The 25,872-nt window shown below is 75.5% G+C and carries 24 protein-coding genes; 15 read left to right on the top strand and 9 right to left on the bottom strand.

All coding sequences use genetic code 11. The features are described from left to right. Window positions 1-36 precede the first annotated feature (36 nt). The 3 genes from J4557_RS31485 (at window position 37) to J4557_RS49975 (ending at window position 2,313) form a co-directional block, all read left to right on the top strand. On the top strand, window positions 37-240 hold the full coding sequence (locus J4557_RS31485; protein ID WP_208270393.1) for a DUF3040 domain-containing protein: 204 nt from the start codon (window positions 37-39) through the stop codon (window positions 238-240). A 534-nt stretch (window positions 241-774) separates the two neighbouring features. Beyond that, window positions 775-1,506, top strand: a complete 732-nt coding sequence (locus J4557_RS51800; protein WP_208270392.1) for an ATP-binding protein — start codon at window positions 775-777, stop codon at window positions 1,504-1,506. Window positions 1,507-2,127: 621 nt separating this feature from the next. Beyond that, a complete protein-coding gene (locus J4557_RS49975) occupies window positions 2,128-2,313 on the top strand; it encodes a CGNR zinc finger domain-containing protein (RefSeq protein ID WP_307800313.1) in 186 nt (61 codons plus the stop codon). A gap of 42 nt (window positions 2,314-2,355) precedes the next feature. Here the strand turns inward: J4557_RS49975 and J4557_RS31470 are convergent, their stop codons facing one another. Both J4557_RS31470 and J4557_RS31465 read right to left on the bottom strand, forming a co-directional pair. After that, complete coding sequence (locus J4557_RS31470) at window positions 2,356-3,489, bottom strand: helix-turn-helix transcriptional regulator (RefSeq protein WP_208270391.1); 1,134 nt, start codon at window positions 3,487-3,489, stop codon at window positions 2,356-2,358. 138 nt (window positions 3,490-3,627) lie between these two features. Then, a complete protein-coding gene (locus tag J4557_RS31465) occupies window positions 3,628-6,597 on the bottom strand; it encodes a hypothetical protein (RefSeq protein ID WP_208270390.1) in 2,970 nt (989 codons plus the stop codon). Window positions 6,598-6,723: 126 nt separating this feature from the next. Between J4557_RS31465 and J4557_RS31460 the strand changes: the two genes are divergently transcribed. Continuing rightward, window positions 6,724-7,767 (top strand): EamA family transporter, encoded by a 1,044-nt coding sequence (locus J4557_RS31460; protein WP_208270389.1) that lies wholly within the window; start codon window positions 6,724-6,726, stop codon window positions 7,765-7,767. 37 nt (window positions 7,768-7,804) lie between these two features. Here the strand turns inward: J4557_RS31460 and J4557_RS31455 are convergent, their stop codons facing one another. After that, window positions 7,805-8,575 (bottom strand): ABC transporter permease, encoded by a 771-nt coding sequence (locus tag J4557_RS31455; protein WP_208270388.1) that lies wholly within the window; start codon window positions 8,573-8,575, stop codon window positions 7,805-7,807. A 40-nt stretch (window positions 8,576-8,615) separates the two neighbouring features. After that, the gene (locus tag J4557_RS31450; RefSeq protein WP_208270387.1) at window positions 8,616-9,563 is read right to left on the bottom strand and encodes an ATP-binding cassette domain-containing protein; all 948 of its coding nucleotides are present in this window, start codon (window positions 9,561-9,563) and stop codon (window positions 8,616-8,618) included. 99 nt (window positions 9,564-9,662) lie between these two features. Between J4557_RS31450 and J4557_RS31445 the strand changes: the two genes are divergently transcribed. The 3 genes from J4557_RS31445 (at window position 9,663) to J4557_RS31435 (ending at window position 13,020) form a co-directional block, all read left to right on the top strand. After that, entirely contained in the window at window positions 9,663-10,448 is a 786-nt protein-coding gene (locus J4557_RS31445; protein ID WP_208270386.1) for a TetR/AcrR family transcriptional regulator, read from the top strand. Between the two features lie 55 nt (window positions 10,449-10,503). Then, window positions 10,504-11,904, top strand: a complete 1,401-nt coding sequence (locus J4557_RS31440; protein WP_208270385.1) for a VWA domain-containing protein — start codon at window positions 10,504-10,506, stop codon at window positions 11,902-11,904. Between the two features lie 144 nt (window positions 11,905-12,048). Next, entirely contained in the window at window positions 12,049-13,020 is a 972-nt protein-coding gene (locus J4557_RS31435; protein ID WP_208270384.1) for an ARPP-1 family domain-containing protein, read from the top strand. Window positions 13,021-13,175: 155 nt separating this feature from the next. Here the strand turns inward: J4557_RS31435 and J4557_RS31430 are convergent, their stop codons facing one another. After that, entirely contained in the window at window positions 13,176-13,619 is a 444-nt protein-coding gene (locus J4557_RS31430) for an acyl-CoA thioesterase (RefSeq protein WP_190856620.1), read from the bottom strand. A gap of 181 nt (window positions 13,620-13,800) precedes the next feature. Here J4557_RS31430 and J4557_RS31425 point away from each other — a divergent pair, with 181 nt between their 5' ends. Continuing rightward, a complete protein-coding gene (locus tag J4557_RS31425; RefSeq protein WP_208270383.1) occupies window positions 13,801-14,160 on the top strand; it encodes a YybH family protein in 360 nt (119 codons plus the stop codon). Window positions 14,161-14,235: 75 nt separating this feature from the next. Here J4557_RS31425 and J4557_RS31420 read toward each other — a convergent pair whose 3' ends face one another. Then, the gene (locus J4557_RS31420; RefSeq protein ID WP_208270382.1) at window positions 14,236-15,063 is read right to left on the bottom strand and encodes an alpha/beta fold hydrolase; all 828 of its coding nucleotides are present in this window, start codon (window positions 15,061-15,063) and stop codon (window positions 14,236-14,238) included. Window positions 15,064-15,271: 208 nt separating this feature from the next. Here J4557_RS31420 and J4557_RS31415 point away from each other — a divergent pair, with 208 nt between their 5' ends. From J4557_RS31415 to J4557_RS31395, 5 genes are all read left to right on the top strand, one after another. After that, the gene (locus J4557_RS31415) at window positions 15,272-16,579 is read left to right on the top strand and encodes an AI-2E family transporter (RefSeq protein ID WP_208270381.1); all 1,308 of its coding nucleotides are present in this window, start codon (window positions 15,272-15,274) and stop codon (window positions 16,577-16,579) included. Between the two features lie 80 nt (window positions 16,580-16,659). Next, the gene (locus tag J4557_RS31410) at window positions 16,660-17,769 is read left to right on the top strand and encodes an ABC transporter permease (protein ID WP_208270380.1); all 1,110 of its coding nucleotides are present in this window, start codon (window positions 16,660-16,662) and stop codon (window positions 17,767-17,769) included. Then, complete coding sequence (locus tag J4557_RS31405; protein ID WP_208270379.1) at window positions 17,766-18,452, top strand: ABC transporter ATP-binding protein; 687 nt, start codon at window positions 17,766-17,768, stop codon at window positions 18,450-18,452. The genes J4557_RS31410 and J4557_RS31405 overlap by 4 nt, the downstream gene beginning before the upstream one ends. 48 nt (window positions 18,453-18,500) lie before the next feature. Then, a complete protein-coding gene (locus J4557_RS31400; RefSeq protein WP_208270378.1) occupies window positions 18,501-19,073 on the top strand; it encodes a TetR/AcrR family transcriptional regulator in 573 nt (190 codons plus the stop codon). Window positions 19,074-19,242: 169 nt separating this feature from the next. Then, window positions 19,243-21,150, top strand: coding sequence for a glycoside hydrolase family 3 protein (locus J4557_RS31395; protein WP_208270377.1), 1,908 nt, complete (start codon window positions 19,243-19,245; stop codon window positions 21,148-21,150). 162 nt (window positions 21,151-21,312) lie between these two features. On the opposite strand, the gene J4557_RS31390 is transcribed toward J4557_RS31395, so the two are convergent. Continuing rightward, complete coding sequence (locus tag J4557_RS31390; RefSeq protein WP_208270376.1) at window positions 21,313-22,368, bottom strand: alpha/beta hydrolase; 1,056 nt, start codon at window positions 22,366-22,368, stop codon at window positions 21,313-21,315. A gap of 266 nt (window positions 22,369-22,634) precedes the next feature. On the opposite strand from J4557_RS31390, the gene J4557_RS31385 reads away from it, so the two are divergent. Further along, on the top strand, window positions 22,635-23,324 hold the full coding sequence (locus J4557_RS31385) for a phosphatase PAP2 family protein (RefSeq protein ID WP_208270375.1): 690 nt from the start codon (window positions 22,635-22,637) through the stop codon (window positions 23,322-23,324). A 13-nt stretch (window positions 23,325-23,337) separates the two neighbouring features. On the opposite strand, the gene J4557_RS31380 is transcribed toward J4557_RS31385, so the two are convergent. After that, window positions 23,338-24,102, bottom strand: coding sequence for an alpha/beta fold hydrolase (locus tag J4557_RS31380; RefSeq protein WP_208270374.1), 765 nt, complete (start codon window positions 24,100-24,102; stop codon window positions 23,338-23,340). Window positions 24,103-24,183: 81 nt separating this feature from the next. On the opposite strand from J4557_RS31380, the gene J4557_RS31375 reads away from it, so the two are divergent. Beyond that, window positions 24,184-25,173: a helix-turn-helix transcriptional regulator gene (locus J4557_RS31375; RefSeq protein WP_307800312.1), complete on the top strand. Its 990-nt coding sequence runs from the start codon at window positions 24,184-24,186 to the stop codon at window positions 25,171-25,173. A 45-nt stretch (window positions 25,174-25,218) separates the two neighbouring features. Here the strand turns inward: J4557_RS31375 and J4557_RS31370 are convergent, their stop codons facing one another. Next, window positions 25,219-25,821 (bottom strand): GNAT family N-acetyltransferase, encoded by a 603-nt coding sequence (locus J4557_RS31370; RefSeq protein WP_208270373.1) that lies wholly within the window; start codon window positions 25,819-25,821, stop codon window positions 25,219-25,221. Window positions 25,822-25,872: the final 51 nt, after the last annotated feature.

Below are 25,872 nucleotides of genomic sequence, written 5' to 3'. Positions count from 1 at the left end.
GAACACAGCACTGCCCGCCCCCCGGAGGTATTGAGCATGGCGCTGTCGATGGAGGAACAGCGGATCCTCACCCAGATCGAGGTCCGCCTGAGCGAGGACGACCCGCGGCTGGCCGGCCGCCTCGCACGGCTCGGCACCCCCCGCGGCCGCCGCGCCCGCGTGATCACCGCGACCGCGATCGCGGCCGTCGTCGTCCTGGCGGCCGTCGGAGCCGCGATCGCCGCCGTCCTTCTGCAGTGACCCGCCCCGCCACCCGCCCTGGCCGCCCTCCGCCCGGGCACTCCGCACCCGTGCGGCAGGCCCGCCGCCCACGCCGTAACCCCTGACCACCCGCGGGCTCCACCGCCGCCCCGAACCCCGCCCCGAGACGGCGAACGCCGAGGCCCCGGCGAGAGAGATCTCGCCGGGGCCTCGGCGCTCAGGCCGGTGTGGTGGTCGCCTCACGGCGAAAGGCACAACGGAGTTCCAGCCCGGCCCGTACGGACCGGCGGTATTCCCCGAAGGCGTTGTGTAGAGCCCGGGGGACACATTCCACACCGACGCCACCCACCATAACGGCAATCGGGCCCTGCTCACTCCACCGGGGCCGCCCGCGTGTCCACCATCACCTCACCCGCGGGTGAGGGTTGCCTGCGCCCGTGCACCGCCCCCGCGCCCGATGCGTCCCTGAAGATGAACCGACGCGGAGAACGCCGGAACCGGCCGCCGGGACGGGGAACACCCGGCGGGCGCCACCGGCCCGCGCACACCGCCGTACGGTGAGGAGACGGGGAAGTGGAACCCGAGGGGAACGACGCCGGCGCCGCGAGCACCGGTGCGGACGCCGCAGGCGAACGCAGCATCGACATCATCGACCCCGCCGCCGGCGGGCACACCGCCCCGCCAACCAACGGGCGAACCAACGGGCAGAAGATCGCAGCGGTCAACGGCGCCGCAGCGGGCAACGGACAGGGCGCCGCAGCAGGGGAGCAGCGCCCACCGCTCCAGGACCCGCGCGAACCATCCCCCGAGGCACTCCAAGGGGAGCACCGCGCCGCGTCCTGGGAACTGCCCGCCGAGCCGCGCGCCGCCGCCCGCGCACGCGCCCTCACCGCACAGGCCCTGGACGCCTGGCACGTCACCGACCCCGGCGACGTCGACGACATCGTCCTCATGGTCGACGAACTGGTCACCAACGCGGTCGTGCACGGCACCGGCCCCGTCCGCCTCGACCTGCGCCTGGACGGCGCCCGCCTCACCGGCGAGGTCGGCGACGCCGACCCCGCCGCACCCAGCGGAGCGCGGCCCGCGCCCCCCGTCCTCGACTGGGCCGAGGCCGGCCGCGGCCTGCTGCTCGTCACCGCGCTCGCCACCGGGTTCGGCTCTCGCCCCCACCCCACCGGCAAGACCGTCTGGTTCACCCGCACCGTCCACCCTGCCGGCCGCCCGCACCTCGAACGCACCATCACCGCGACCCCGATCACCGCGACGACGCCCGCGACCCACGCCCCGCCGGCCCGCCGCTGACCGCACCGCCCACCGGCCCGTCCACTCCCGGCGCGGCATCCGCCTCCGGCTCCACACCGGCCGCGAGCGCCGGGACGGGACGGCGCCGCAGCACGTGCCGCGCCAGCACCACCACCGCCAGCACCGCGGCCAGACCGCACACCCCCCCCGCCAGCCGAACCACTCGTACGCGCGCACCCCCAGCCACGACCCCGCGCTACCGCCCAGGAACGAGCACGTCATGTACGCGGTGTTGAGCCGGGCGCGCGCCTGCGGCCGCAACGCGAAGATGCGCGCCTGGTTGGCGACCTGACCGGCCTGCACCGCCGCGTCCAGCAGCAGCATCCCCGCCACCAGCGCCGCCATCCCCGCCGCGCCGCCCGCCGCCGCCAGGAACCAGGTCAGCCCGCGGCTCAACCCCCCGCCGGCGGAAGGGGCCGGGGAGGGGGTGTCGGGGGACGAGCGCACGGGCACCACCGGCTCGTCACCACCGCCCGCGCCGCCGGACCCGCCGCCTGCGACCCCGCCGCCCGCGACCAGGTCAACACCGCCGCCGCACGGCCCGTCCCCGTCCCCGCCCTCGACGCCGCCGGGCACCTGCGCCACCACGCCGCCGACCCCGTCGCCGCCCTGCTCGCGGTCGTGGCCCGCGACGCCCTCGACCTGGTCACCTCCCCGGCCCTGGGCCGCGTGCGCGCCTGCGCCGGCGCCGACTGCGGCGCCCTGTTCCTGGACACCTCCCGCCCCGGAACCCGCCGCTGGTGCTCCATGAACACCTGCGGCAACCGCGCCAAGAAGGACACCCAACGCGCGAAGACCACCACCTGACCGGTCCGGTCCGGCCGCACGGGACGCGCGCAGCCGTCGGGGTCAGGCCTGCAGGGGGCAGCGGTCCACCACCCAGACGTCCTCCTCGTCCTGCGACGGCGGCTCCGGCGGCTCGTCGGTGAGCCGGTCCAGATGCCACTCGATGTGCGCCAGCGGCCCCCGCCACCCCGCCAGCAGATCCGCCAGCGGACGCGGCGGACCCGGCGGCCCGTACGGGCGAGGGTCGGGCAGCTCGCCCTCCCACAGCGCGTCGTCGCAGTCGGCCGCCCAGTGCGCCACCGCCTCCAGCACCTGGTTCAGATCCCGCACCAGATCACCCAGAGACCGCAGCGCCATCGCGTCCTGGATCATCCGCTCCCGCGCGTCGTAGGGCAGCTCCCGGTCGAACGCGGCCGGGAACGGCGGGCGCCGCCCCTCCAGCACCAGCTCCTCGCCGGTCGCCGCCGCCCGGATCGCCGCCAGCTGCCAGCGCGTCCACTCCGCCAGATGCCCCAGCACCCCCCGCAGCGCCGCCGCGCCCCGCCCGCCGCCGCGCGCCTCCGCGGCCGCCTCCCGCAGCCGCGCCCGCACGAACTCCAACCGGTCCAGGGTCCACGCCCGGGCCCGCGCCGCACCCGCCGGGCCGCGCCTCCCCGCGTCCGCCGCCGGACGCGGCATCGGCACCCGCAGCGCCGCCAGCAGCCCGTCCAGATCCCGCACGTCCGCGCCGCGCCCCGACAGCACCGCCGCGCCCACCCGGTCCAGCCGGAACATCCGCGGCCCGTCCCGCTTCAGGCACCACCCCACCAGGTACTCCCCGTACGGGGCGGTGACCAGCCCGTGCGCCTCCACGTCCCGGAAGCTGCGCGCGCCCGACCGGTCGGTGTAGGCGAGCCGCACGATCCGGCGCCGCCGCACCGCCTCGGCGACGGTGTCGCGGACCGGGCCCATCAGCGACGCGACCTCGCTCAGCGGCTCCGGCTCCGGCTCCGCCGGCCCCTCCAGCACATAGCCGCGGCGGCCGAGCTGCCGGACCTCCAACCCGCCGTGCGTCAGCAGCTCCAGGTCGCGGCGCACCGTCCGCTCGCTGACCCCCAGCCGCGCGGCCAGCTCCCGCGGCTCCAGAGGATCGGGCGAGGCGGCGCGCAGCTCCGCGACCAGCGCCAGGAGCCGGTCCACGCGATCGGCATGCTCCACACACCCATCGTGACCGCCGCCGCCGACAATATGCGGCCGCGAAGACGCCTGTAACCCTTACGGCACAGGCGATCCCGCGGGCACCGCCCGCCCGGGCCGCCGAGGTGACGCGGCGGGACGGGGCGGCGGCGCGGCGGGTCAGCGGCCCGACAGCTCGGCCGCCAGCCCCGCGAAGTCCGCCGCCGTCAGCGTCAGCGCGCTGCCGATCGCCTGCGTCGCCTCCGCGCTGCCCAGATGGCGCGTCGCGGCCCGGTCCAGATACGCCTCCACCAGCCGCGCGCCCGTCAGCCGGCCGCGCGGGCGCAGCGTGGCCGCCTCCCGCTCCACCACCGCCCAGGCGTCCGAGCCCAGCCGCAGCGACCGCTCCTCGGCCAGCAGCCCGATCAGCGCCGCCCGCGCCCGCCCGTCGGCCAGATCCGGCAGCCGCACCGCCCGCAGATCGGTCACCAGCTCCGGCGACGCCGCCGACAGCTCCCCGACCCGGTCCGGCTCGCAGGTGCCCAGCAGCGCGGTGTCGTTGACGCCCTCCAGCCGCGTCCGGTACAGCACCGACGCGTACGCCGCGCCCTGCGCCTCGTCCAGGATCAGCCCGTCCAGGCCGTCCAGCAGCAGCACATGCCCGGCGTGCTCCTCCAGCGCCGCCCGCAGCCCGTCCGGGCCCGCGTCGCGCAGGTCCTCGGCGTGCACCGAGCGGACCTCGCCGCTGGAGGCCTCCACCTCCGCCAGCGCCCGCGCCACCATCCGCGCCAGCCGCCGCTGGCCGCTGGACGGCGCGCCGATCAGCAGCAGCGCCGGCGCCGACGCGCTCGACACCTCCTGCCCGCGCAGCCGCCGCGCCCACTTGCCGCGCCGCCGCACCTCCGTCACCACCCGGCCGATGTCGTCGGCGCCGCACAGGAACCGGATCCCGTACGCCTCGGCGACCTGCGGCGCCGACTCCGGCACCGGCGCGGGCGGCGCCGGCGGGACCGGCTCGGGCACCGGCACCGGAGGCGGCGGCAGGTCCGCGTGCGGCGCCGCCGGCGGAACCGCCGCAGGCGCGGCCGGTGCGTCGGCGGGCCGCTGGACGGGCTGCCGGACGGGCGGGGCCGGCGGTACCGGCGCTCCCGGCCACGCCGGGCCCTGGTCGAGCTTGGTGCGGAACGCGTCGGTGTCCAGCTGCGTCGCCGGGGCGTGCACGGCCGGCGGCCCGGGCTCCGACGGCCACACCGGCTCGCCCGCCCCGTCCCGCGGGGGCTCCGACGGCCACCGCGGCTCCTCCGCCGGAGCGGGAGCCGGCGCAGGCAGGGGCGCCGGTGCGGGGTCCGGTGCCGGCTCCTGCCGCGCCGCGGCGCGCGCCTCGGGTTCCGGCGCGGCGGGCGGCGGGGGAGGAGGCGGCGCGATCCGCGGGGGCGGGACGTCGGAGGCCAGCGGGTTCACCGGCGCCTGCCGTTCCCCGTGCACCGCCGGAGACGGCGCGGGAGACGGCGGAGGCGACGGCGGCGGGACCGACGGGTCGGCCCCATGCGCCGCAGGCGGCGACACCGCCGGGGATACCGGCGGGGACATGGGCGGGGGCATCGGCGGGGGCATCGGCGGGGCCGACGGCGGCTCCATCGGCGCCACGGCCGGCGGCGGCCCCGGAGCCTCCTGCGCGGGCTCCGGGACCGGCGCGACGGCCCGGTCCTCGCCCGAGGACGCCCGCTCGGCGGCCATGTGCGCGCGGGCCGCCTTGATGATGTCCCACGCCGACAGCTCGTCGGTGGACGGCGGCGAGTGCATCGCGGGCGACGTCAGCTCCGCCGCGACCGCCTGCGGCACCGCGAACCCCGACGCCGGCGGCGGCACCTGCGCCAGCCGGCACCACGTCAGCCCGACCGTGTAGGTGGTGGCCAGCAGCGCGGCGAGCGCGTCGGGGTCGTCGCGGCGCAGCGCGTCCGGCAGCCGCCCGTCGCGCGGCCACAGCGCGCGCAGCGGGTTGGCCGGGTCGCTCAGCACCGCTTGCAGCGTGCGGGCGCTGTCGGGGTCCAGCCAGCGCTGCAGCGCCGGCAGCGCGCCCGGCGCGGCCTGCAGGTCGGCGGCCAGCACCGCGATCCCCGCGCGGCGGACCTCGTCGTGGCTGCGGCCGCCCGGCCCCGGGCGCGGCCCGGTCAGCCCGTGCACGATCTGCTCCAGGTCGTACAGGGCCAGGCGCAGGTACTCGCCGGGCGCGGTGTCGCGGACCATCGGCGTGGCGAACTCGGCGGGGCAGCGGCGCCGCCACTCCTGCACGATCGCCTCCGGCCCGTACCGGACGGTCGCCATGTCCTGGTTGACCATCCGCAGCGACGCCGCCGTCACCGCGGCGAGCGCGTCGGCGCCGGGCCGGAACCGCGGGTCGGCCTGCAGGCCCGCCGCGACCTCGTACATCACCCGCGCGATGTGCGCGGCGCCGCCGCCGTCGCCGGCGCCGAGCCGGTGGACGTAGTAGCCGGCCAGGGTGCCGAAGTCGGGCGGCATCATCCAGTGCAGCTGGTCGGCGGAGGTGGTCAGGAACGGGATGAACGACTCGATCAGCGGGTGCTCGGTCAGCACCACCGGTGAGCCCGCGCACCACAGCAGCGCGCCCCACGCGGCGGCGATGGTGCTGGGCGTGCCCGGCTGGAACATCGGGTCGCGCTGGGCGAACTGCTGCGGGTCGACCGCGAGCGCGGTGGTGATGGCCTGGGAGATCCGCGCGACGACCGCGGTGTCGGGGACGGGCCCGAGGAACCCCAGCGGCGCGACGCGCCCGGCCGACAGGTCGGGGCCGGTCGGGTACAGCTGCGGCGGGACGGGCGGGGTCCCGGCGCCGCGCGGCGCCGGGACGGCGACGCCGCGGTCGGCGGGGTCGGGCGGGGGAGGGCAGGGGTGCCAGGCGCCGTCCAGGCCGCACCGGTACCAGCGCCCCCACGCGCCGAACAGCCACCATTCCCCGGCGCCCCACAGCATCCGCGCGGCGATCTGCCCGGCCCGGTCCTGCGCCTGGGCGGTCCGCCACCACGGGGAGGCGACCAGTTCGCGCACGTTGCCCTCGACCGCCGCGAACAGGTCCCCGCCCGGGCCGCCTCCCGTCCCGCCGGGTCCCGCCCCGGCCCCCTGCCAGCTCACCCGGCGAATAGTAGTCCTCCCCGGCGGAGTGTCCGGCATGTCGTGTTCTGTCGGTCGCGCTCCGCCCTCCCCATGTAATGAGCGTTATGACACGATGCTCCTGAACGGTCGAGGGGAGGCGCGGCGATGGGCGTCGACGCGGCGGCGCGCACCCGCGCCCAGGGAGTCGCGCTGGCGGTGTTCTCCTCGGTGTGCTTCGGCGCGTCCGGGCCGTTCGGCAAGGCGCTCATCGAAGGCGGCCTGGACCCGCTGCAGGCGGTGTGGCTGCGCATCACCGTGTCGGCGCTCGCGCTGGTCCCGATCGTGTGCGCCGCGCGGGCCCGCCGCCGCGCCCGCTCCCTGCGCGCGCAACTGCGGCCCCACCTCGGGCGGCTGGCGGCCTACGGGCTGACCGGCGTCGCCGGTTGCCAGGCCTGCTACTACCTCGCCGCGTCCCGGCTGCCCGTCGGCGTGGCGATCCTGCTGGAGTTCACCGGGCCGGTCATGGTGCTGGTGTGGCTGCGGCTGGTGCGCCGCGCGCCCGTGCACCGCACCGCCGCCGCGGGCGTCGCGGTCGCCATGGCGGGCCTCGCCCTGGTCGTCCAGGTGTGGACGGGCCTCAGCCTGGACCCGCTCGGGCTGGCCGCCGGGCTCGGTGCCGCCGCCTGCCAGGCGTCCTACTTCCTGCTCGTCGACCGGCTCGCCGGACGCGTCGACCCGCTGGTCATCACCACCGCCGGCAGCGTCGTCGCCGCGGCCGCGCTCGCCGCCCTCGCCGCGCCGTGGGCGCTGCCGTGGCGGGTGCTCGGCGACGCCGTCCCCGTCGCCGGGCGCACCGCGCCCGGCTGGGCGCTGGTCGCCTGGATCGCGCTGGTCAGCACCGTGCTGGCCTACCTGACCGGGATCGCCGGCCTGCACCGGCTGTCGGCGCAGGTCGGCGGCGCCATCTGCTACACCGAGGCGGTCGCCGCCACCCTCATCGCCTGGGCGGCGCTCGGCGAGCGCCTCACCCCCGTGCAGCTGGCCGGCGGCGCGATCGTCCTCACCGGTGCCTACATCGCCCAGCGCGCCGCCGTCCCGCCCGACCGCCCGGTCGCGGCGGACACGCCCGCCGCGACCGGAACCGCCGCCGGAACCGCGACCGGTGGCGGCGCGGCGCCCCAGGCCCGGCCCGCCGACGCCCCGCGCTGACCGGAGGCCGCCCGGGGCGCGGGCACCGCGGCGCGGGTCAGGCGTTCTCCGCGCGGAACCGGCGGGCCCCCAGCCACACCGACACCACCAGCAGCACCACCGCGACCAGCGCGCCCTCGGCGACCGCCGCCGTCGCGTAGTCGCCGAGGAACGCCGCCCGCGCCGCGTCCACCACGTACCGGAACGGCGTGCACCGCGACACCGCGTCCAGCCAGCCCGGCGCCAGGCTCATCGGCAGCAGGATCCCCGACAGCAGCAGCAGCGGCAGCGTCACCGCCGACAGCAGCGGCGCGAACGCGTCCTCGCTGCGCGTCCGCATCGCCAGCACGTACGACAGCGACGCGATCGCGACCGCGAGCGACACCACGAACAGCAGCCCGACCGCGATGCCGCCCGCCGGCGCCCGCAGCCCGAGCGCCAGCCCGACCGCCACCAGCATCACCGCCTGCGCCGCCACGATGACGGTGTCGCGCAGCACCCGGCCCAGCAGCAGCGCGGTCCGGCTCACCGGCGTCACCCGCAGCCGCTCCACCACCCCCGACCGCAGCTCCCCGATCAGCCCGAACCCGACGAACCCGGCGCCGAACAGCGCCAGCTGGATCAGCACGCCCGGCACGAACACCTGCCAGGCGTTGCCGGCGCCGAAACCGCGCACGTCCACCAGCCGCGACAGCAGCGGCCCGAACAGCACCAGGTACAGCAGCGGCTGCATCGCGCCGAACACCACCGCGACCTTGCTGCGCAGCGTCTGCCGCAGATACCGGCCGAACACCAGGCGGGTGTCGGCGGCGGTCCGTGCCAAGGACATCGCAGTGCTCCTTCTCTTCTCGGGAATGGATCGCCGCCGGTCAGGCGGCGTCGCGCAGGGAACGGCCGGTGACGGTGAGGAACACGTCGTCCAGGCTCGGACGGGCCAGGTTCAGCGACGCCAGCTCCACCCCCGCGGCGTCCAGCGCCCGCACCAGGCTCATCAGCTGCCTCTCGCCGTCCTCCACCGTCAGCCGCACGCCGTCGCCGGCCACCACCGCCTCCCGCACCGACGGATGCCGCGACAGCGCCTCGCGCGCCGGCGCGCCGCCCGACGGATCGGCGAACTCGAGCGTGACCACGTCGCCCGCGACGCGGCGCTTCAGCTCCGCGGGCGTGCCCGCGGCGACGATCCGGCCCCGGTCGATGATCAGCAGCCGGTCGCACAGCGCGTCCGCCTCGTCCAGGTAGTGCGTCGTCAGGAACACCGTCGTGCCGTCCTCGGCGCGCAGCGAGCGGACGTGCTCCCACAGGTTCCCGCGGCTCTGCGGGTCCAGGCCCGTCGTCGGCTCGTCCAGGAACAGCAGCGGCGGCCGGTGCACCAGCCCGAGCGCGATGTCCAGCCGCCGCCGCTGACCGCCCGACAGCGCCCCGCACGGCCGCCCCCGCAGCCCCTCCAGGTCCAACCGCGCGCACAGCTCGCCGATCCGCTCGCCGCGGTCCCGCACGCCGTACAGGCGGGCCTGCAGATCCAGCTCCTCGCCGGCCGGGACCGACGGGTCGGTGCCGCCGCCCTGCGCGACGTAGCCGATCCGGCGCCGCACCCCGCCCGGATCGGTGCGCAGGTCGCGCCCCGCGACCGTCGCGGTGCCCGCGGTCGGCGCCAGCAGCGTCGTCAGCATCCGCAGCGTGGTGGTCTTCCCGGCGCCGTTGGGGCCGAGGAACCCGACGATCTCGCCGGGCGCCACGGACAGGTCCACGCCGCGCACGGCCTCGACCGTCCCGTGCTTGCCGGTGAAGGTGCGGGCGAGCCCGCGTGCCTCGATCACGATGACCTCCGATGGGGGAACGACTCGCGCAGTAGAGTAACCACAATTTTTCAGTCACACCAATTTTTTAGTCATACCAGCGAAGGTAGGATCCCGGGCATGGGCAAGGAGATCGACCGGCGGCCCGGGCCCGGTCCGGGGCTGCGCGAGCGCAAGAAGCGCGAGACCCGCCGCCGCATCGCCGACATCGCCACCGGGCTGTTCATCACGCGCGGCTTCGACAACGTCACCGTCGCCGACGTCGCCCGCACCGCCGACGTGTCGGTCAACACGGTCTTCAACTACTTCAAGACCAAGGAGGACCTGTTCTTCGACCGCCAGGGCGAGCTGATCGAGGCCGCCGGGCAGGCGTTCCGCGACCGCCGCCCCGGCGAGGGCGTCGTCGCGGTGTTCCGCCGCCGCTTCTTCGAGGGCCTGGACGAGGGCGACTATCGGACCGCCTTCCACGAGGGCTCGGAGGTCTGGCTGAAGACCGTCCGCGACAGCCCCGCCCTCACCGCCCGCATGCGCGAACTCGGCGAGCGGCTCAAGGACGCCCTCGCAGGCGTCCTCGCCGAGGAGACCGGCGCCGGCCCCGACGACATCACCCCCCGCGTCGCCGCCGCGATGATCTACGCCGCCCAGGGCGTCCTCATCGAGGAGATCGCCGCCCGCAAACGCGCCGGTGAGACCCTCCACGAGATGCGCGACGACGTCTACGCCTCCGCCGCCCGCGCCTTCGGCATGCTGGAGCACGGCATCGGCGACTACGCCCCCAGACCCGGCCCCGCCGACACCCCCGCGACCACCCCCGGAACCGATCCGGGAACCGGCACGGGCCCGGGTCGGCGGCCCGGCGAGGACGCCCAGCGCGGCACCCGCTCGCCGCGCTCGCCGGAAAAATGAGTGTCAACGCACTCCGCGGCGTTCCTAAAATCCATGATTGCGGAGGCGATCAATCATGGACACCCCCACGTTCCTTGCCCACCTGCAGACCCACGACACCCCGCTGACCCTGCCCCGGGGCGGCACCCTGCGCTGGGACGACGCGGACCTGCACCGCGCCGCCCACGCCGCCGGCCCCGAGCACTACGCGCTGCTGGCCCTCGCCCCCGGCGCGCTGCCCTGGCAGCGCGCCCGCGTCCTGCTGCAGACCCTCGCCGCCTCCCAGGCCGGTCTCGACGGCGCCACCCGCGACACCCTCGCGCGCCTCGCCCGCGTCCTGACGCTGGCGCTGCCGCCCGCGCACGTCATCACCGTCCTGCTCGCGCTGCGCCGGCTGCGCGCCAACCACAAGCACACCACCCGCACCGTGCTGCGCTTCGTGCTGGAGCACCCCGACGCCGACGCCCTCATCGCGGCCCGCCGCCCCGCCCTGCTCGACTGCTTCGAGCACGCGCTCGGCAAGACCGCCGCCCGCGGCTGCGCCCGCCGCATCGAGGACGGCGACACCGCCTCGGACTACCTGCGGCGCCGCCTGCTGCGCTTCCTCGCCGTCCCCGCCGCCGCGCCCGCCCGCGTCCAGGCCCTCTACGCCGCACCGCCCACCGGCACCGCCGCCCGCCTCACCGGAACCGGCACCACGACGAGCACCGCGACAGGCACCGGAACCGCGAGCGGCACGGCGCGGGCGCTGCCCGACGAGCCCGCCCTCACCCTCGACACCGCCCGCGAACCGCCCCCGACCGTCACCGCCACGAACCGCGGCGACATCGCCGCCACCCTCGTCCACCTGTACCGGGGCGGACCCGCCGAGGACCTGTACGCCGCCCTCGGCCGCTACGTCGACGACGCCGCCCGCCCCTTCCCCCGCTTCCCCGGGACCGTCGCGCTCGTCCTGGACGCCTCGGCGTCCATGCGCGGCTACGGCGAACGCGAATGGGCCGTGCTGTCGCAGGCCGCCGCGCTGCGGATGCTGCTGTCGCGGGTCTGCGACCGGCTCGAGGTCGTCGAGGTCGGCGGCGACGAACGCGCCCCCCGCGGCGCCACCGACCTCGCCACCGGCGTCCTGGACGCCCTCGGCACCGGCCCCGACCTGGTCGCCGTCGTCTCCGACGGCTACGAGAACCGGTTCCCCGGCGACCTCGCCCGCGTCGTCGCCACCCTCCCGCGCGCGGGCGTCACCACCCCCGTGGTGTTCTGCCACGCCCTGTTCACCGCCGCCGACGACCTGACCCTGCGCCGCCCCGCCCCGTCCCTGCCGCAGCGCGGGTTCTGGCACCAGGACGACTTCACCGCCCTGCTGCCCTGGATGTTCGCGCACTGCCCCGCGGGCCGCCCCTGGCTGCGCGCCGCCCTGCACGACCGCCTAGACGCCCTGGACCGGCAGGCGGCCGACCTCACCGCCGCCCTCGCCGCCTGAACCGCCCCCCGGCCCGACCACCTCCCCGAAAGGCCGCGCACGGCCGCGCACGGCCCCGCACGGCCCCGCACGCCGCCCTCCGCGGCCGCCCGCGCGCCTTCCCGGGGAGCGGCCCTCGGCCGCCACGAACGAAAGGAGCACCGCATGACCGAGATGACGGCGCTCGACACCCTGCTGCCCGGCCCGCTCAGCCTCGCCGGGCACCGCCTCGGCACCCCGCAGCAGGCCGGCGCGCTCACCATGGTGCCGGTCTCCGGCCCCGCCCGCCCCGGCTTCGTCCCGCCCCGCACCGGGCTGAAGCTGTCGCGCGTCACCGGCTACGGACGCCTCGAACTGCGCAACGGCGCCTCCGACGGCGTCGCGATCGTCCCGCTGCACATCGGCTACGTCCAGGACGCCGCCCAGAACCACGCGCTGTGCCGGTCGGCGTTCCTCGCCCCCGGCCAGAAGCTGCTGTTCGAGGACGCCTGCTGCGTCCAGCAGACCCAGGGCGGCTACCTCACCGGACGCGACCAGTGGTTCTTCGTGCTCCCCGGCGAGCTGCGCGCCCGCGCCCTGCAACTGCGCGACGTCCACGGCTACGCCAAGCTGTGGGACGACATCGCCGAGCTCAACCACCGCTGCGGGCTGCCCCGCCGCGGCCACCTCGAGCAGATCCTGTCCCGCAAGCGGCCCGTCCTCACCCAGTTCCAGAGCCGCCTGGAACCCCAGCCCGGACAGGTCGGCGCGCTGTTCCTGGTCGCCGGACGCTTCGCCGGCCTGGAGATCTGCCCCGACCCGCGGTACTTCGCCGAGATGTGGCCCGCCCTGGCCTGCTTCGCCTACGGCGTCGCCGCCTGGCGCGCCGAACCCGCACCCGCGCCCGCCGTCCCCTACGACGCCGGCACCCTCACCGAACTGCGCGCCGCCCTGGACCGCGACCGCGCCGCCCGCCTCACCGACATCGCCGGCCGGCTCGCCGCCGCCTGCCCCGCCGAACTCCACGACCCCGTCCAGGTGCGGGAGGAGGAGCGCTACCTGGACCTGCGGCTGTCCACCGTCACCGGCCCGCACCTGGCCGGGCAGGTCGTCACCGACGGCGACCGCGCCGTCTACGCCTCCCTGTTCGCCCGCTGACCACCGCCCCGCCCGGGACTGCCCAGGAAAAGGGGTTGCCCCGGGCGCCCCCCACCCAGTTGAATCGGACCCACGGGAACTGAGCCGGACCCGTCAGGCGTGAACCCGGATTCCAAGTTCGGATCTCGCACGACGCTCGACACGTCGCAAAGCGATCAAGAACCTGACCCGGTGCCGGCCGCCTGTCCCGTCTCCTCCAGGTAGGGCGCGAGCGCCGCCCGCACGTCCCCCGGCATCTCCCGCTTGGACTTGGAGCGCGGGTCGACGAACACGTGCCGGACCTCGCCGTCGGCCATCAGCCGCCCGCCCACCACGAACCGCGGACGCACCACCATGCTCGTCGTGCCCAGATGCGCGACCGGCATCTCCACGTCCACCAGGTCGTCGAACCGCGCGCCCTCCCGGTACCGGATCCGCGCCTCCGCCACCACCAGGTCGTAGCCCGCGCCCACCATCTCGTCCGGCCCGCACACCGCCGCCCGCCAGAACTCCGTGAGCGCCACGTCGTAGAAGAACAGGTAGTGGCCGTTGAACACCACGCCCTGCTGGTCGCACTCGCTGTACCGCACCCGCAGCTGATGACTGAAGATCTGCCCCATACCGCCACATCCTGCCGCACCGTGCGGCACCGGCGGCGGCCCATGCCGCACGGGAGACCCCGTCCCGGCCCACCGAGAGCATAAGCAGAGCTTCTGATGTTCAGAAGAACTATCTTTTGGACTTCTGTACGGCGAGCGACCAGCATGGGAGGTGAAACACCGGCCGACCAGGGAGGACACCATGGACGAGAAGGCCATGCGCCCCGAGGACATCACCCGCCTGTTCGTCGAGCGCTCCAACGCCGGCGACGCCGCCGGGGTCGCCGCGCTCTACGAGGAGGACGCCGTGCTGGCCTACCCGCCCGGCTCGCGGACCGTCGGCCGCGACGCGATCCGCGCCCTGTGGGAGAAGGTGCTCGCCGGACGCCCGCACTTCGAGCCCGAGGAGCCGCTTCCCACCCTCGTCAGCGGCGACCTCGCGCTCACCTCCACCCCGCCCAAGGACGGCGCCGGCGCCCGCGCGCAGGTCGCCCGCCGCCAGCCCGACGGCAGCTGGCTCCGCGTCCTCGACCAGCCGGAGTTCGTCGCCCCCGCCCGCTGACGCCCGCCCGTGCCCGTCCCGGGCACGGGCGCCCGCGCCCGGACGGGCACGGGCTCCGCGGCGGAGGCGGAGGGCTCAGGCGGCCAGGAACTCCAGCAGGTCCCGGTTGAAGCGCTCCTTGTCGCCCGGCACCATCGCGATGCCGTGCGACCCGCCCTCGTAGACCTTCAGCGTCGCGTCCGGAATGATCTGCGCGGACTTGCGGCCGGTCGCGTCGATCGGGACGATCTGGTCGTCGTCGCCGTGCACGACCAGCGTCGGCACGTCGAACTTCTTCAGGTCCTCGGTGAAGTCGGTCTCCGCGAACGCCGTCGTGCAGTCCACGCCCGCCTTGATGCTCTCGTGCATCGCCATGAACCAGAACGCGTCCCGGTTGCCCTGCGTCACCTTGTTGCCCGGGCGGTTCGCGCCGAAGAACGCCTCCGAGCTGTCCTTCCAGAACTGCGACCGCTCCTTCAGGATCCCGGCCTTGATGTCCTCGAACACCTGCGCCGGGACGCCCTCGGGATTGGCGTCGGTCCGCAGCATCAGCGGCGGGATCGCCGACAGCAGCACGGCCTTGGCGACCCGCCCCGTGCCGTGCCGGCCGATGTAGCGGGCCAGCTCCCCGCCGCCCATCGAGTGCGCCACCAGCGTGACGTCCCGCAGATCGAGGGCGCCGAGCAGGTCGGCGAGGTCGTCGGCGAAGGTGTCGAAGTCGTAGCCGTCCCACGGCTGCGACGAGCGGCCGTGCCCGCGCCGGTCGTGGGCGATGCCGCGGTACCCGGCGTCGGCCACCGCCTTCATCTGGTCCTCCCACGCGTCGGCGTTCAGCGGCCATCCGTGGATGAACACCACCGGGGCTCCCGAACCCCAGTCCTTGTAGTAGATCTCGTTGCCGTCGCGCGTCGTGACGAACGCCATGCCGTGAACCCCCAGATGTGTCGGTGCGTCCCGCGGGGCGTTCCCGTGCACGCGCGCCGCTATCCGGATCGCGGGGCAAGGCAGAGTCGACCTTTCTTTGCCCGCCCGTCCCGTGAGCACCGCGGCCCGGCATGGGCGGCGGCTGAAGTCTCGGCAAAGGCGGCGCGTGCGGCCGGGGACGGGCCACGCGCGCGGTTAGCGTGCGGCCATGCCGCAGACGCCCGGCGACAGGCCCGCGTACGAGCCCGCCGACGTCCCGCCCGACGCGCCGCCCCCGGCGCCCGCACAGCCCGCACAGCCCGCGCCTCCCGGACCGCCGGTGCCGCCGGGGACGGCTCCGGCCGGGGCCGGCGGGCCCGGCCCGCGGCGGATGCCGCCGTGGCTGCCCCGGGCGTTCGCGCTCGCCTGGGTGATCACGCTGGCGTTCCTGGCGCTGCTGTGGCTGCTGGCACGGCTGCGCGGCCTGCTGCTGCTCGTGCTGGTCTCGCTGTTCCTGGCGTTCGCGATCGAGCCCGCGGTCAACCGGCTGGCCGCCCGCGGATGGCGGCGCGGCGCCGCCACCGCGCTGATGTTCGTGGTGATCGCCGTGCTGCTCGCCGGGTTCGTCGGCGGCATCGGGTCGCTGCTGGCCACCCAGAGCAGCCATCTGATCAACGGGTTCCCCGGCTACGTCCGGCACGTCATCGACTGGATCAACGCCACCTTCGGCACCCGCCTGTCGCGCGACACCCTGTTCCAGCGGCTCCCGACGGTGACGGGCACGCTGTCGCGGCACGTGTCGGGCCTCGCGCGGAACGTGTGGGGGATCGGCACCACCGCGTTCGGGGTGGTCTTCAAGGCGCTCGGGGTGCTGCTGTTCACCTTCTACCTGTCGGCGCAGGGCCCGCAGCTGCGCCGGACGGTGTGCTCGCTGCTGCCGCCGCACCGGCAGCGCGCCGTGCTGCGGGCCTGGGAGATCGCGATCGACAAGACCGGCGGCTACATCTACTCGCGCGCGCTGCTGGCGCTGATCTCCGCCGTCGCGCACTACATCGCGCTCGCCGGCCTCGGAGTGCCGTACGCGGTGACGCTGGCGCTGTGGGTGGGGGTGGTGTCGCAGTTCATCCCGGCGGTCGGCACCTACCTGGCGGGCGCGGTGCCGGTGCTGATCGCGCTGACCCGCTCGCCGTCGACGGCGCTGTGGACGCTGCTGTTCATCATCGCCTACCAGCAGGTGGAGAACTACCTGCTGCAGCCCCGCATCACCGCCCGGACGCTGGACATGCACCCCGCGGTCGCGTTCGGGCTCGTGCTGGCCGGGGTGGCGGTCGCCGGGCCGGTCGGGGTGCTGGTGGCGCTGCCGTTCGGCGCGAGCGTGCAGGCGTTCGCCGGCGCCTACGTCCGCCGCTACGAGGTGGAGGAGCACCCGCTGACCCGGACGACACCGGCCCGGCGCGCCCGGCGCGCCCGGCGCGCACCGCAGTGGGCGCGGCGATGGGCGCGGCGGTGGCTCGGGCGGCTCCGGCACCGGAAGTGACCCCCCCCCGCTTTGGCGACATCGTGTCGCCATCATAAGGTTGGCGACACAGTGTCGCCAACTATCCCCGGAGCCCCTCCGTGTTCCTCGCCCTCCGCGACCTGCGGTTCGCCCGCGGCCGCTTCCTGCTGATGGGCACCGTGATCGCACTGATCTCGGTGCTCGCCGCCGTCCTCACCGGCCTGTCGTCGGGGCTGGTCCGCGACGGCGTGTCCGCGCTGCGCGCCATGCCCGTCACCCACTTCGCCTTCCAGCGCGGCGTCGAGGGAGACCTGTACTCGCGCAGCACCGTCTCCTCCGACGACGCCGCCGCCTGGGCGGCGCGGCCCGGCGTCCGCAGGGCCGCCGCCTACGGCAACCAGCTCGCCCACGCCAAGGACGCCCGCACCGGCCAGGACCTCGACATCGCCGTGTTCGGCATGGACCCCGGCTCCTTCATCGCGCCCCGCCCCGCCACCGGCCGCGCGCTCGGCTCCGTCCCCGACGGCGTGCTGATCTCCAGCCGCCTCGCCGACGACGGCGTCCGGATCGGCGACACCCTGCGGGTCGAGCGCAGCGGCGCCGCGCTGCCCGTCATCGGCACCGTCGGCGACCGGTCCTTCACCCACGTCGCCGTCGTCTACGCGCCGCTGCGCACCTGGCAGCGCGTCCACTACGGCCTGCCCGGCGCGCCGCCCGAGCAGGCCTACCACCAGGCCACCGCGATCGCCCTGGACGCCGCGCCCTCGGTCGCCGGCGGCGGCGACGCGCATGTCCTCACCAAGGAGAAGTCCTACTCCGCCTCGCCCGGCTTCGCCGCCGAGACCGCCACCATGACCCTGATCAAGGTGTTCCTGTACCTGATCTCGATGCTGGTCGTCGCCGCGTTCTTCGTCGTGTGGACCGTCCAGCGCCGAGGGGAGATCGCCCTGGTCCGGGCGCTCGGCGGATCCGCCTGGTACCTGGTGCGCGACGCCGTCGCGCAGGTGCTGGTCGTGCTGGTGTCGGCCACCGCCGTCGGCACCGCCGTCGGCGTCGGCCTCACCGCCGGGCTGCACGCCGCGTCCCGCACCGTCCCCATCGCCCTGGAGGCCGCGCCCCTGGCGACCGCCGCCGGGCTGCTGATCGTCCTCGGCGTGCTCGGCACCGTCGCCACCCTGCGCCGCGTCACCTCCGTCGACCCGCTCACCGCCCTGGGAGGCCACCGATGACCGCCACTGCGACCCGCACCGGGCTCACCCTGTCCGGCGTCACCCTGCGCTACGGCTCCGGCGACACCCTCGTCACCGCCCTCGACGGCGTCGACCTCACCGTCGGGCCCGGCGAGGTCGTCGCCGTCGCCGGCCCCTCCGGCTCGGGCAAGTCCAGCCTCCTCGCCGTCGCCGGCGCGCTGATCGCCCCCACCGAGGGCACCGTCGCCATCGGCGGCACCGACGTCACCGCCGCCACCCCCGCGCAACGCACCGCGCTGCGCCGCACCGGCATCGGCTACGTCTTCCAGGCCTCCAACCTGCTGCCCTCCCTCACCGCCCGCGACCAGCTGCTGCTCGTCGCGCACCTGGCCGGACGCGTCACCCGCGAGGACCGCGACCGCGCCGCCGAGCTGCTGGACGCCGTCGGGATGACCACCAAGGCGTCCCGCCGCCCCCACGAGCTGTCGGGCGGCGAACGCCAGCGCGTCGGCATCGCCCGCGCCCTGATGAACCGGCCCGCGCTGCTGCTGGCCGACGAGCCCACCGCCGCCCTCGACCAGCACCGCGCCCGCGACATCGTCGCGCTGCTGGCCGAGCAGGCCCACCGGCGCGGCACCGCCACCGTCCTGGTCACCCACGACGAGGGCCTGCTCGGCACCGCCGACCGCGTCGTGCGCATCCGGGACGGCAGAATGAACTAGCCGCACCCGCACCAGCGGCCGCACCTCCCCGCCGCGGAAGGAGACCGCATGCCGAGGATCACCGCCCCGACCGTCGCCGAGCACCGCGCCCGCAGGCACACCGCCCTGCAGGCCGCCGCCCGCGACATCCTGCTCGCCGACGGCGCGCAGGCGGTGACCCCGGCATCGGTCGGCGCCCGCGCCGGCCTCGCCCGCTCCAGCGTCTACAAGTACTACCCCTCCACCGGCGACATCCTCGCCCAGCTCGCCGCCGACGTCCTCGCCGACTGGACCGGCCGGCTGCGCGCCGCCACCACCGCCGCCGAATCGGGCGGTCCCGCCGCCCGCATCGCCGCCTACGTCCGCGCCCATCTGGAGTACGCCCGCAGCGACGACCGCCGCGTCACCGACGCCATCGCCGCCGCCGGGCTGCCCCCCGCATGCCTGGACTGGCTCGCCGCGCAGCAGCGCGCGCTCGTCGCGCCGCTGCGCGAGGCCCTCGCCGACCGCGGCGACCCCGACCCCGAGGGCACCGCCGCGCTCGTCCTCGGCGCCCTCGACGGCGCCGCCCGCCTCATCGACGCCGGACGCGACCCCGCCGCCGTCACCGACGCCGCCCTGGCCTTCATCACCCGCCCCTGAGCCGCCGAGCCCCGGCACCGCCCGGGGACGGTCGCCGGGCGGCCTTTACCGGCGGCAGGACGGACCCGGACCACATCGTCGACCATTGCCGTGGACGAGCCCGGCCCGCCGGGTTAGCGTGCCAGCAGAACCTTGATCAAATAGCAGCTCGGGGGCGGAGGGAGCCGTCATGCACCTGCCCCGCACGCACCGTCCTCCCCGGCCCGCCGACCGCGCGCCCCGCACCCCGCGCCCGCCCGGCACCGGCCGCGCCCGCCGCGCCATCGCCGGGCTGGCAGCCGGAGCGCTCGCCGTCACCGCGCTCACCGCGCCCGCCGCCCACGCCCAGACCACCGGACGCGACGCCGGCAAGGACCCCGCGCTCATGCGGCTGCTGCGCTCGATGAGCCTGCAGGACAAGGCCGCCCAGCTGTTCGTCCTGCAGGTCTACGGAAAGAGCGCCGACACCGCCGATCCCGCCGACGTCGCCGCCAACCGGAAGCTCTACGGAGTCGACAACGCCGCGCAGATCGTCGCCCGGTACCACCCCGGCGGGTTCATCTACTACGCCAACAACGTCGACGACCCCGTGCAGCTCGCCGGGTTCTCCAACGGCATCCAGCGCGCCGCGATGGCCCAGCCGCACCGCATCCCCGAGACCATCGCCACCGACCAGGAGGGCGGCATCGTCGCGCGCGTCCAGCCGCCCGCCACCCAGTCGCCCGGCAGCATGGCCCTGGCCGCCGGACGCAGCACCGGCGACGCCGGCGCGCTCGCCCGCATCACCGGGCGGGAACTGCGCGCCATCGGCGTCAACCAGGACTACGCGCCCGACGCGGACGTCAACGTCAACCCCGCCAACCCCGTCATCGGCGTCCGCTCCTTCGGCTCCGACCCGTCGCTGGTGTCGTCCATGGTCACCGCGCAGCTGCGCGGCTACCGCGCCGGGGGAGTGACCGCCACCGCCAAGCACTTCCCCGGGCACGGCGACACCACCACCGACAGCCACACCGGCGTCCCCCGCATCGGCCACACCCGCGCCCAGTGGGAGAAGCTCGACCTGCCGCCCTTCCGCGCCGCGATCGCCGCCGGCGTCGAGGCCATCATGACCGCGCACATCATCGTGCCGGCCCTCGACCCCTCCGAGGACCCCGCCACCCTGTCCAAGCCGATCCTCACCGGCATCCTGCGCGACCAGCTGCACTACCGCGGCGTCATCGTCACCGACGCCCTGGACATGCAGGGCGTCCGCGACAAGTACGGCGACGAGCGCATCCCCGTCCTCGCCCTCGAGGCCGGTGCCGACGTGCTCCTCAAACCACCCGCCGACGCCGCCGGCAACGGCGTGTTCGCCCGCCAGCTCGCCGCCGTCGTCGACGCCGTCAGGACCGGCGAGATCAGCGAACGGCGCCTCGACGCGTCGGTGTACCGGGTCCTGGCCCTCAAGAAGAAGCGCGGCCTGTTCCGCAGCCCCTACGCCGACACCTCCAAGATCGGCCGGACCGTCGGCACCCCGGAGCACCTGGCCGCCGCGCAGCGCGCCGCGGACCGCACCACCACCCTGATCAAGAACGACGCCGGCGTGCTCCCGCTGGTGGCCGGCCCCCGCAGGGTCCTCGTCGCCGGATGGGGCACCGCCTCCACCACCGCCGGCCTCGCCGCCGGCATCACCGAGCACGGCGCCGCCACCACAGTCCGCAGCACCGGCCTCAGTCCCACCCCCGCGCAGATCGACGACGCCGTCGCCGCCGCCAGGGACCAGGACCTCGTCGTCGCCGTCACCAACCGCGCCTGGGACGTCGGCACCGAACCCGGCCACCAGGGCCCCGGCCAGGCGAACCTCGTCAAGGCGCTGGTCGCCACCGGTAGACCCGTCGTCGTCATCGCCGTCCGCGACCCCTACGACATCGCCTACTTCCCCGAGGCCCGCACCTACCTGGCCACCTACTCCTACACCGCCGAAGCGCTGCGCTCGGCCGTCAAGACCCTGTTCGGCGAGATCGACCCGCAGGGCAGGCTGCCCGTCACCATCCCCACCCGCGACGACCCCGGCACCGCCCTGTACCCCTTCGGCCACGGGCTGACCTACCAGCACTGACCTGCCGGCACCGGCCCCTGGTTGGGGTCCGACGGCGACGGCCCGGTTCCGGGGACGACAACCGCTGTCGTCCCCGGAACCGGGCCGTATTCAGCCTCTGCTCCCCGCGCGTTCCCGCCCACGTCAGAACCTATGAAGGCCCGTGCGGCCGGGACCCGACGGTCAGCGGTGCCGCGCGGTGACGGTCACCTGCTTGGCGCCGATCGCCTTCATCACCGTCGGCCAGATCTTGGTGGCCTCGCGGATCCACGCGGGCCAGTTGTGGCGGCCGTCGCCGTAGATGTCGGCGGTGTAGGGCACCTTCAGCGCGTCCAGGCGCTTCTTGAACTCCTGGTTGTCCGCGCCGACCGCGATCTCGCTCAGCAGGCCGATGTCCCACGGCGCGACGTTCGGGTCGCCCGGACCGGGCTTGCCGGTCGTCCCGGCGGAGAAGAACAGCTGCGTGCCGCGCAGCTTGTCGGCCAGCGCGTACGGGTCGTGGGCCGCCCAGTTGGCGTCGTCGGCCCACGGGATGCCCCAGATCGCGAACGGGTCCTGCCCGTTGCCGGCGTTGGTGAACATCAGCATCGCCGGCATCCCCGCCGACCGCAGCGACAGCGTGCCGCTCAGCGAGGCGACGTACTTGAACAGCCCCGGGTGGCGGGCGGCGTAGCTGTACGCGCCCTGCCCGCCGGAGGAGTTGCCGATCGCCGCGCGGACCGCGCCCGCGCCGTAGTTGCGCTCCATCAGCTGGCGCACCTCGGCGGTGTGGAAGGTCTCCCACTTGGGGGTCCCGCCCTTGCCGTAGTTGTACCAGTCGGTGTACGAGCCGTTCTCGCCCTCCGGCATCACGACCAGGACGTCGTACTTGGCCGCCCAGGCCTCGATGTCGGTGTTCTTCGTCCAGGAGGTGTAGTTGTCCTGGCCGCCGTGGAAGGCGTACAGCACCGGCCACGTCCGCGCCGAGCCGCGCGACCAGCCGCTGGGCAGCAGGATCCGGGTCTTCACCGACTTGCCGAGCGCCGGGGAGGAGATGGTGACGTCCACCTCGTGGTCGGCGATCTTCGTCTCCTGGGTGATCCGAGCGCCGTCGTCCGCCTTCACCGGTGCCGATTCCGCCTGCGCCGCCCCGGCACCCGCCGCGCCGATCCCGGCCACCAGTACCGTGGCGGCGGCCGTCGTCACCGAACGCCGCCAGTGAACGACCGTGAGTACCGGACGGCGGACAGAGGGTGTCATGTGCTCACCTTGCGGAACAGGCCCGACCCCCGTGGCCGCGCGACTTCCGCAGAGTGTGCCGCCGACCCGCCAAATGATCTACCGACCGGAGTAACAAAGAAGACTCCGCCCCACTGTAGATAAGTGAGTCATTCAGACGGTGCCGTGAGCATCCGGTGACACTCGGGTCAATTGAGGCGCCGAACGACCGCTCACGGCGCCCGGAGCCCCCGGGTGTGAGCCAGGTCTCGGCGTGACGGGTCCCGCGCATCGGGCAGGATCGAGGAATGCGGGCGCATCGGCCGGGGGGCGGTCGCGCGGACCGGCGGCGGCCCCGGGCACTGGCGGCGGCCGCGGCCCTCGCCACGGCCGCGGCCGTCCTGGACGTGCTGGCCGACGGACCGCTGCGCCACCTGGACCAGTGGGTGTTCTCCGGCGGCCTCCCGCCCCGCACCGGCGCCTGGCACTGGACGTGGCGGACGATCGTCAACGGCGGCCAGTACTGGATCGTCGGCGGCCTCGCCGGGATCACCGCCGCCACCGCCGCGTGGCGGCGCCGCAGCCTCCCGCTGCTGATCCGCGCGGGCGTGTGGCTGGCCTGCACCGAACTCGTCGTGCGGTCCGCGCAGGTGCTGTTCGCACGGACCGCACCCCTGTACGGGGAGGACGAGCTGTTCGCCGCCGGGCACCTGTCGTTCCCGTCCGGACACTCCGCCAACGCCGCCGCCTGCCTGCTGTTCATCGCCGCGATGACCGGCGCCTCGCGCGGCTGGACGATCGCCGCGCACACCCTGGCCGCGCTGGTCGCCGTCGCCGTCGTCGCGCTCGGCTACCACTGGCCGACCGACGCGCTCGCCGGATGGGGGATCGGCACGCTGCTGGCCTGCGCCGCCCGCGTCCTGGTCGTGCCGGACGCGACCGCCCGCGAAGGCCGCCGCCGCGCCGCGCCGGTCACCGCCGCCCCCAAGGACGCCTGACCCCGCCCCGGCCTCACTCGGGACCGGCGGACTCCGGACCGGCGGACTCGGCGAGCAGCGAGGCGAGCTCGCGCGGCTTGGAGAACATCGGCCAGTGCCCGGTCGGCAGCTCGCGGTACGTCCACTCCGGCCCGGTCATCATGGCGAACACCGGATTGCCGCTGCCGGCCATCTGCCGCACGGCCGGGAGCGGGATCGTGCACAGGACGAGTGTGCGCGGCGTGCCCGGCAGCGGCTCGGGGCGCCGGAGCGGCTGCGTCACGGTCGCGAACGGCTGCGGAGTGCCGCGCCGCCGCATCTCGGCGAGCCGCTCGGCGCTCAGGCCCGCGAGGTTGACCGGGTCGGTGTCCGCGTCGAACGCCGGCACCGGGATCGTCCAGCCGTCGCCCGCCTCGGCGACGGTCTTCTCCAGCTCCGCGCGGTCGTCGGGAGCGCGGAAGTCGATCCCCGCCATCCCGGACGGCATCGGACCGCTGTCGACGTAGACCACCCGCGAGACGCGGTCGACGAGTCGGTCGGCGGCGCCGGTGACCGCCATGTTCGCGCCGCTGTGCGCGACGAGGACCACCGGCCCCGGCCCGGCGCTCTCCACGGCGCCGACGACGTCGGCGATGTGCGCGTCCAGACCCACCTCCGGCGTCAGCTCGTCCGCCCGCTCGGCGAGCCCCGTCAGCGTCACCGGGAGCGCCTCGTGGCCCTCGTCCCGCAGGCCCGCGGCCACCTCCTCCCACGCCCACGCGCCCAGCCAGAACCCCGGAACCAATACGAACGTCGCCATGTCAGCGCCCTTTCCCTCGTGGATGAGGTCAACGCTAGGCTCGATACCGGACATAACCCGCCCGGATTAGTGGAGTGGCCCGTGTCACACCCGGCGCCGGACCCCGGCCGGTCCCACCCGACGACCCGCGTGCTGGCGATGCTCGAACTGCTCCAGGCCCACCACCGCATGACCGGGCCCGACCTGGCGCGGCGGCTCGGCGTCGACGAGCGCACCGTCCGCCGCTACGCCGCCCGGCTCGACGACCTCGGCGTGCCCGTCGTCGCCGAACGCGGCCGGTACGGCGGCTACCGCCTGATGCCCGGCTACAAGCTGCCGCCGCTGATGCTCACCGACGACGAGGCGGTCGCGGTCGTGCTCGGGCTGCTGGCCGGCCGCCGCCTCGGCCTGCCGGGACAGGCCACCGAGAGCGCGCTGGCGAAGGTGCAGCGGGTCCTGCCCGCCGTGCTGCGCGACCGCGTCCAGGCGCTGCGCGAGACCCTCGGGTTCACCCTCGCCGCCCGCGACGCCGCCGCGCCCTCCACCGGCGTCCTGCTCACCCTGGCCGCCGCCGTCCGCGAACGCCGCCGCGTCCGGCTGCGGTACCGGTCCTGGCAGGGCGCGGACTCCGAACGCGACCTGGACCCCTACGGCCTGGTGTTCCATTCCGGACGCTGGTACGCCACCGGCCACGACCACCTCAGCGGCGAGGTCCGCACCTTCCGCGTCGACCGGATCGCCTCCGCCGACACCAGCGGCGCCGCGACCGGCAGCGCCGCCTACGAGATCCCCGCCGGCGCCGACCCCGTCCAGCACGTGACGCGGTCGCTGGCCGGCGTCCCGTACGCGCACGAGGTCGAGGTGCTGCTGGAGACCACGCTCGAACAGGCGCGCCGGCGGGTCCCCGCCACCGTCGCCACCCTCACCGAGACCGCCGGGGGAGTGGTGATGACGACCCGCGCCGAGCACCTGGACGGCATGGCGCGGATGCTCGCCGGCCTCGGCTGGCCGTTCGTGATCCGGAGGCCCGCCGAACTGCGCGGGCACGTCCGCGACCTCGCACGCCTCCTGGACGAGCAGGCGGGCCGCTGACCGCCCGCGCCCGGCCCGCCCTCAGGACCGCCCTTAGGACCGCCGTCAGTCCCGCTCGGGCTCGCCGCCGGAACCGTCCGCGGCGTCGGAGCGGTGAGCCTCCCACTCGTCGCGCAGCACCGCGTAGATGATCTCGTCGGTCCACTCGCCCTTGACGATCTCGTTCTGCACCAGGTGCGCCTCGCGCCGCATCCCGAGCCGCTCCAGCACCCGCGCGGACGCGGCGTTGCGGCCGTCCAGCCGGCCCACGATCCGGTGCAGGCCCAGGCCCTCGAACCCCAGCCGCAGCACCACCGCGGCCGCCTCCGTCGCGAACCCCTTGCCGTGGAAGGACGGGTTCAGGATGTAGCCGATCTCGCCCTGCCGGTGCTCGCGACTGCGCCACTGCAGATTGACCTCGCCGACCAGCTCGCCGGTCTCGCGCCACTCGACCGCCAGCACGAGCCAGTCGCCCTCCTTCTCCAGGGTCGCGGCGGCCATTTTCTCGCGCAGGAACGACCGTGATTCCTCCCGGTCCCGCGGCTCCCAATACAGGAAGCGCGCCACTTCGGGAAGGGATTGGTAGGCGTAGAGGCTCTCCAGGTCCTCTTCTCGGAACGGACGCAGCGTCAGGCGCTCGGTCTCGATGGGAAAGGTGGGACGAAGCACGCGCCGATCCTATTCACCCGCCCGACCGTTGGGCGACCCGTGGTTCCCCGG

The sequence above is a fragment of the Actinomadura nitritigenes genome (assembly GCF_017573545.1).
GTDB classification, from domain to species: Bacteria; Actinomycetota; Actinomycetes; order Streptosporangiales; family Streptosporangiaceae; genus Spirillospora; species Spirillospora nitritigenes.
Note: the sequence above shows the minus strand (reverse complement) of the source record. Positions and strands in the feature narration are given on the sequence as shown.

Coding starts and splice junctions, on each gene's coding strand:
- J4557_RS31485 (WP_208270393.1), top strand. CDS start 37: ATGGCGCTGTCGATGGAGGAACAGCGGATCCTCACCCAGATCGAGGTC.
- J4557_RS31460 (WP_208270389.1), top strand. CDS start 6,724: ATGGGCGTCGACGCGGCGGCGCGCACCCGCGCCCAGGGAGTCGCGCTG.
- J4557_RS31455 (WP_208270388.1), bottom strand. CDS start 8,575: ATGTCCTTGGCACGGACCGCCGCCGACACCCGCCTGGTGTTCGGCCGG.
- J4557_RS31445 (WP_208270386.1), top strand. CDS start 9,663: ATGGGCAAGGAGATCGACCGGCGGCCCGGGCCCGGTCCGGGGCTGCGC.
- J4557_RS31440 (WP_208270385.1), top strand. CDS start 10,504: ATGGACACCCCCACGTTCCTTGCCCACCTGCAGACCCACGACACCCCG.
- J4557_RS31435 (WP_208270384.1), top strand. CDS start 12,049: ATGACCGAGATGACGGCGCTCGACACCCTGCTGCCCGGCCCGCTCAGC.
- J4557_RS31430 (WP_190856620.1), bottom strand. CDS start 13,619: ATGGGGCAGATCTTCAGTCATCAGCTGCGGGTGCGGTACAGCGAGTGC.
- J4557_RS31425 (WP_208270383.1), top strand. CDS start 13,801: ATGGACGAGAAGGCCATGCGCCCCGAGGACATCACCCGCCTGTTCGTC.
- J4557_RS31420 (WP_208270382.1), bottom strand. CDS start 15,063: ATGGCGTTCGTCACGACGCGCGACGGCAACGAGATCTACTACAAGGAC.
- J4557_RS31415 (WP_208270381.1), top strand. CDS start 15,272: ATGCCGCAGACGCCCGGCGACAGGCCCGCGTACGAGCCCGCCGACGTC.
- J4557_RS31405 (WP_208270379.1), top strand. CDS start 17,766: ATGACCGCCACTGCGACCCGCACCGGGCTCACCCTGTCCGGCGTCACC.
- J4557_RS31400 (WP_208270378.1), top strand. CDS start 18,501: ATGCCGAGGATCACCGCCCCGACCGTCGCCGAGCACCGCGCCCGCAGG.
- J4557_RS31395 (WP_208270377.1), top strand. CDS start 19,243: ATGCACCTGCCCCGCACGCACCGTCCTCCCCGGCCCGCCGACCGCGCG.
- J4557_RS31390 (WP_208270376.1), bottom strand. CDS start 22,368: ATGACACCCTCTGTCCGCCGTCCGGTACTCACGGTCGTTCACTGGCGG.
- J4557_RS31385 (WP_208270375.1), top strand. CDS start 22,635: ATGCGGGCGCATCGGCCGGGGGGCGGTCGCGCGGACCGGCGGCGGCCC.
- J4557_RS31380 (WP_208270374.1), bottom strand. CDS start 24,102: ATGGCGACGTTCGTATTGGTTCCGGGGTTCTGGCTGGGCGCGTGGGCG.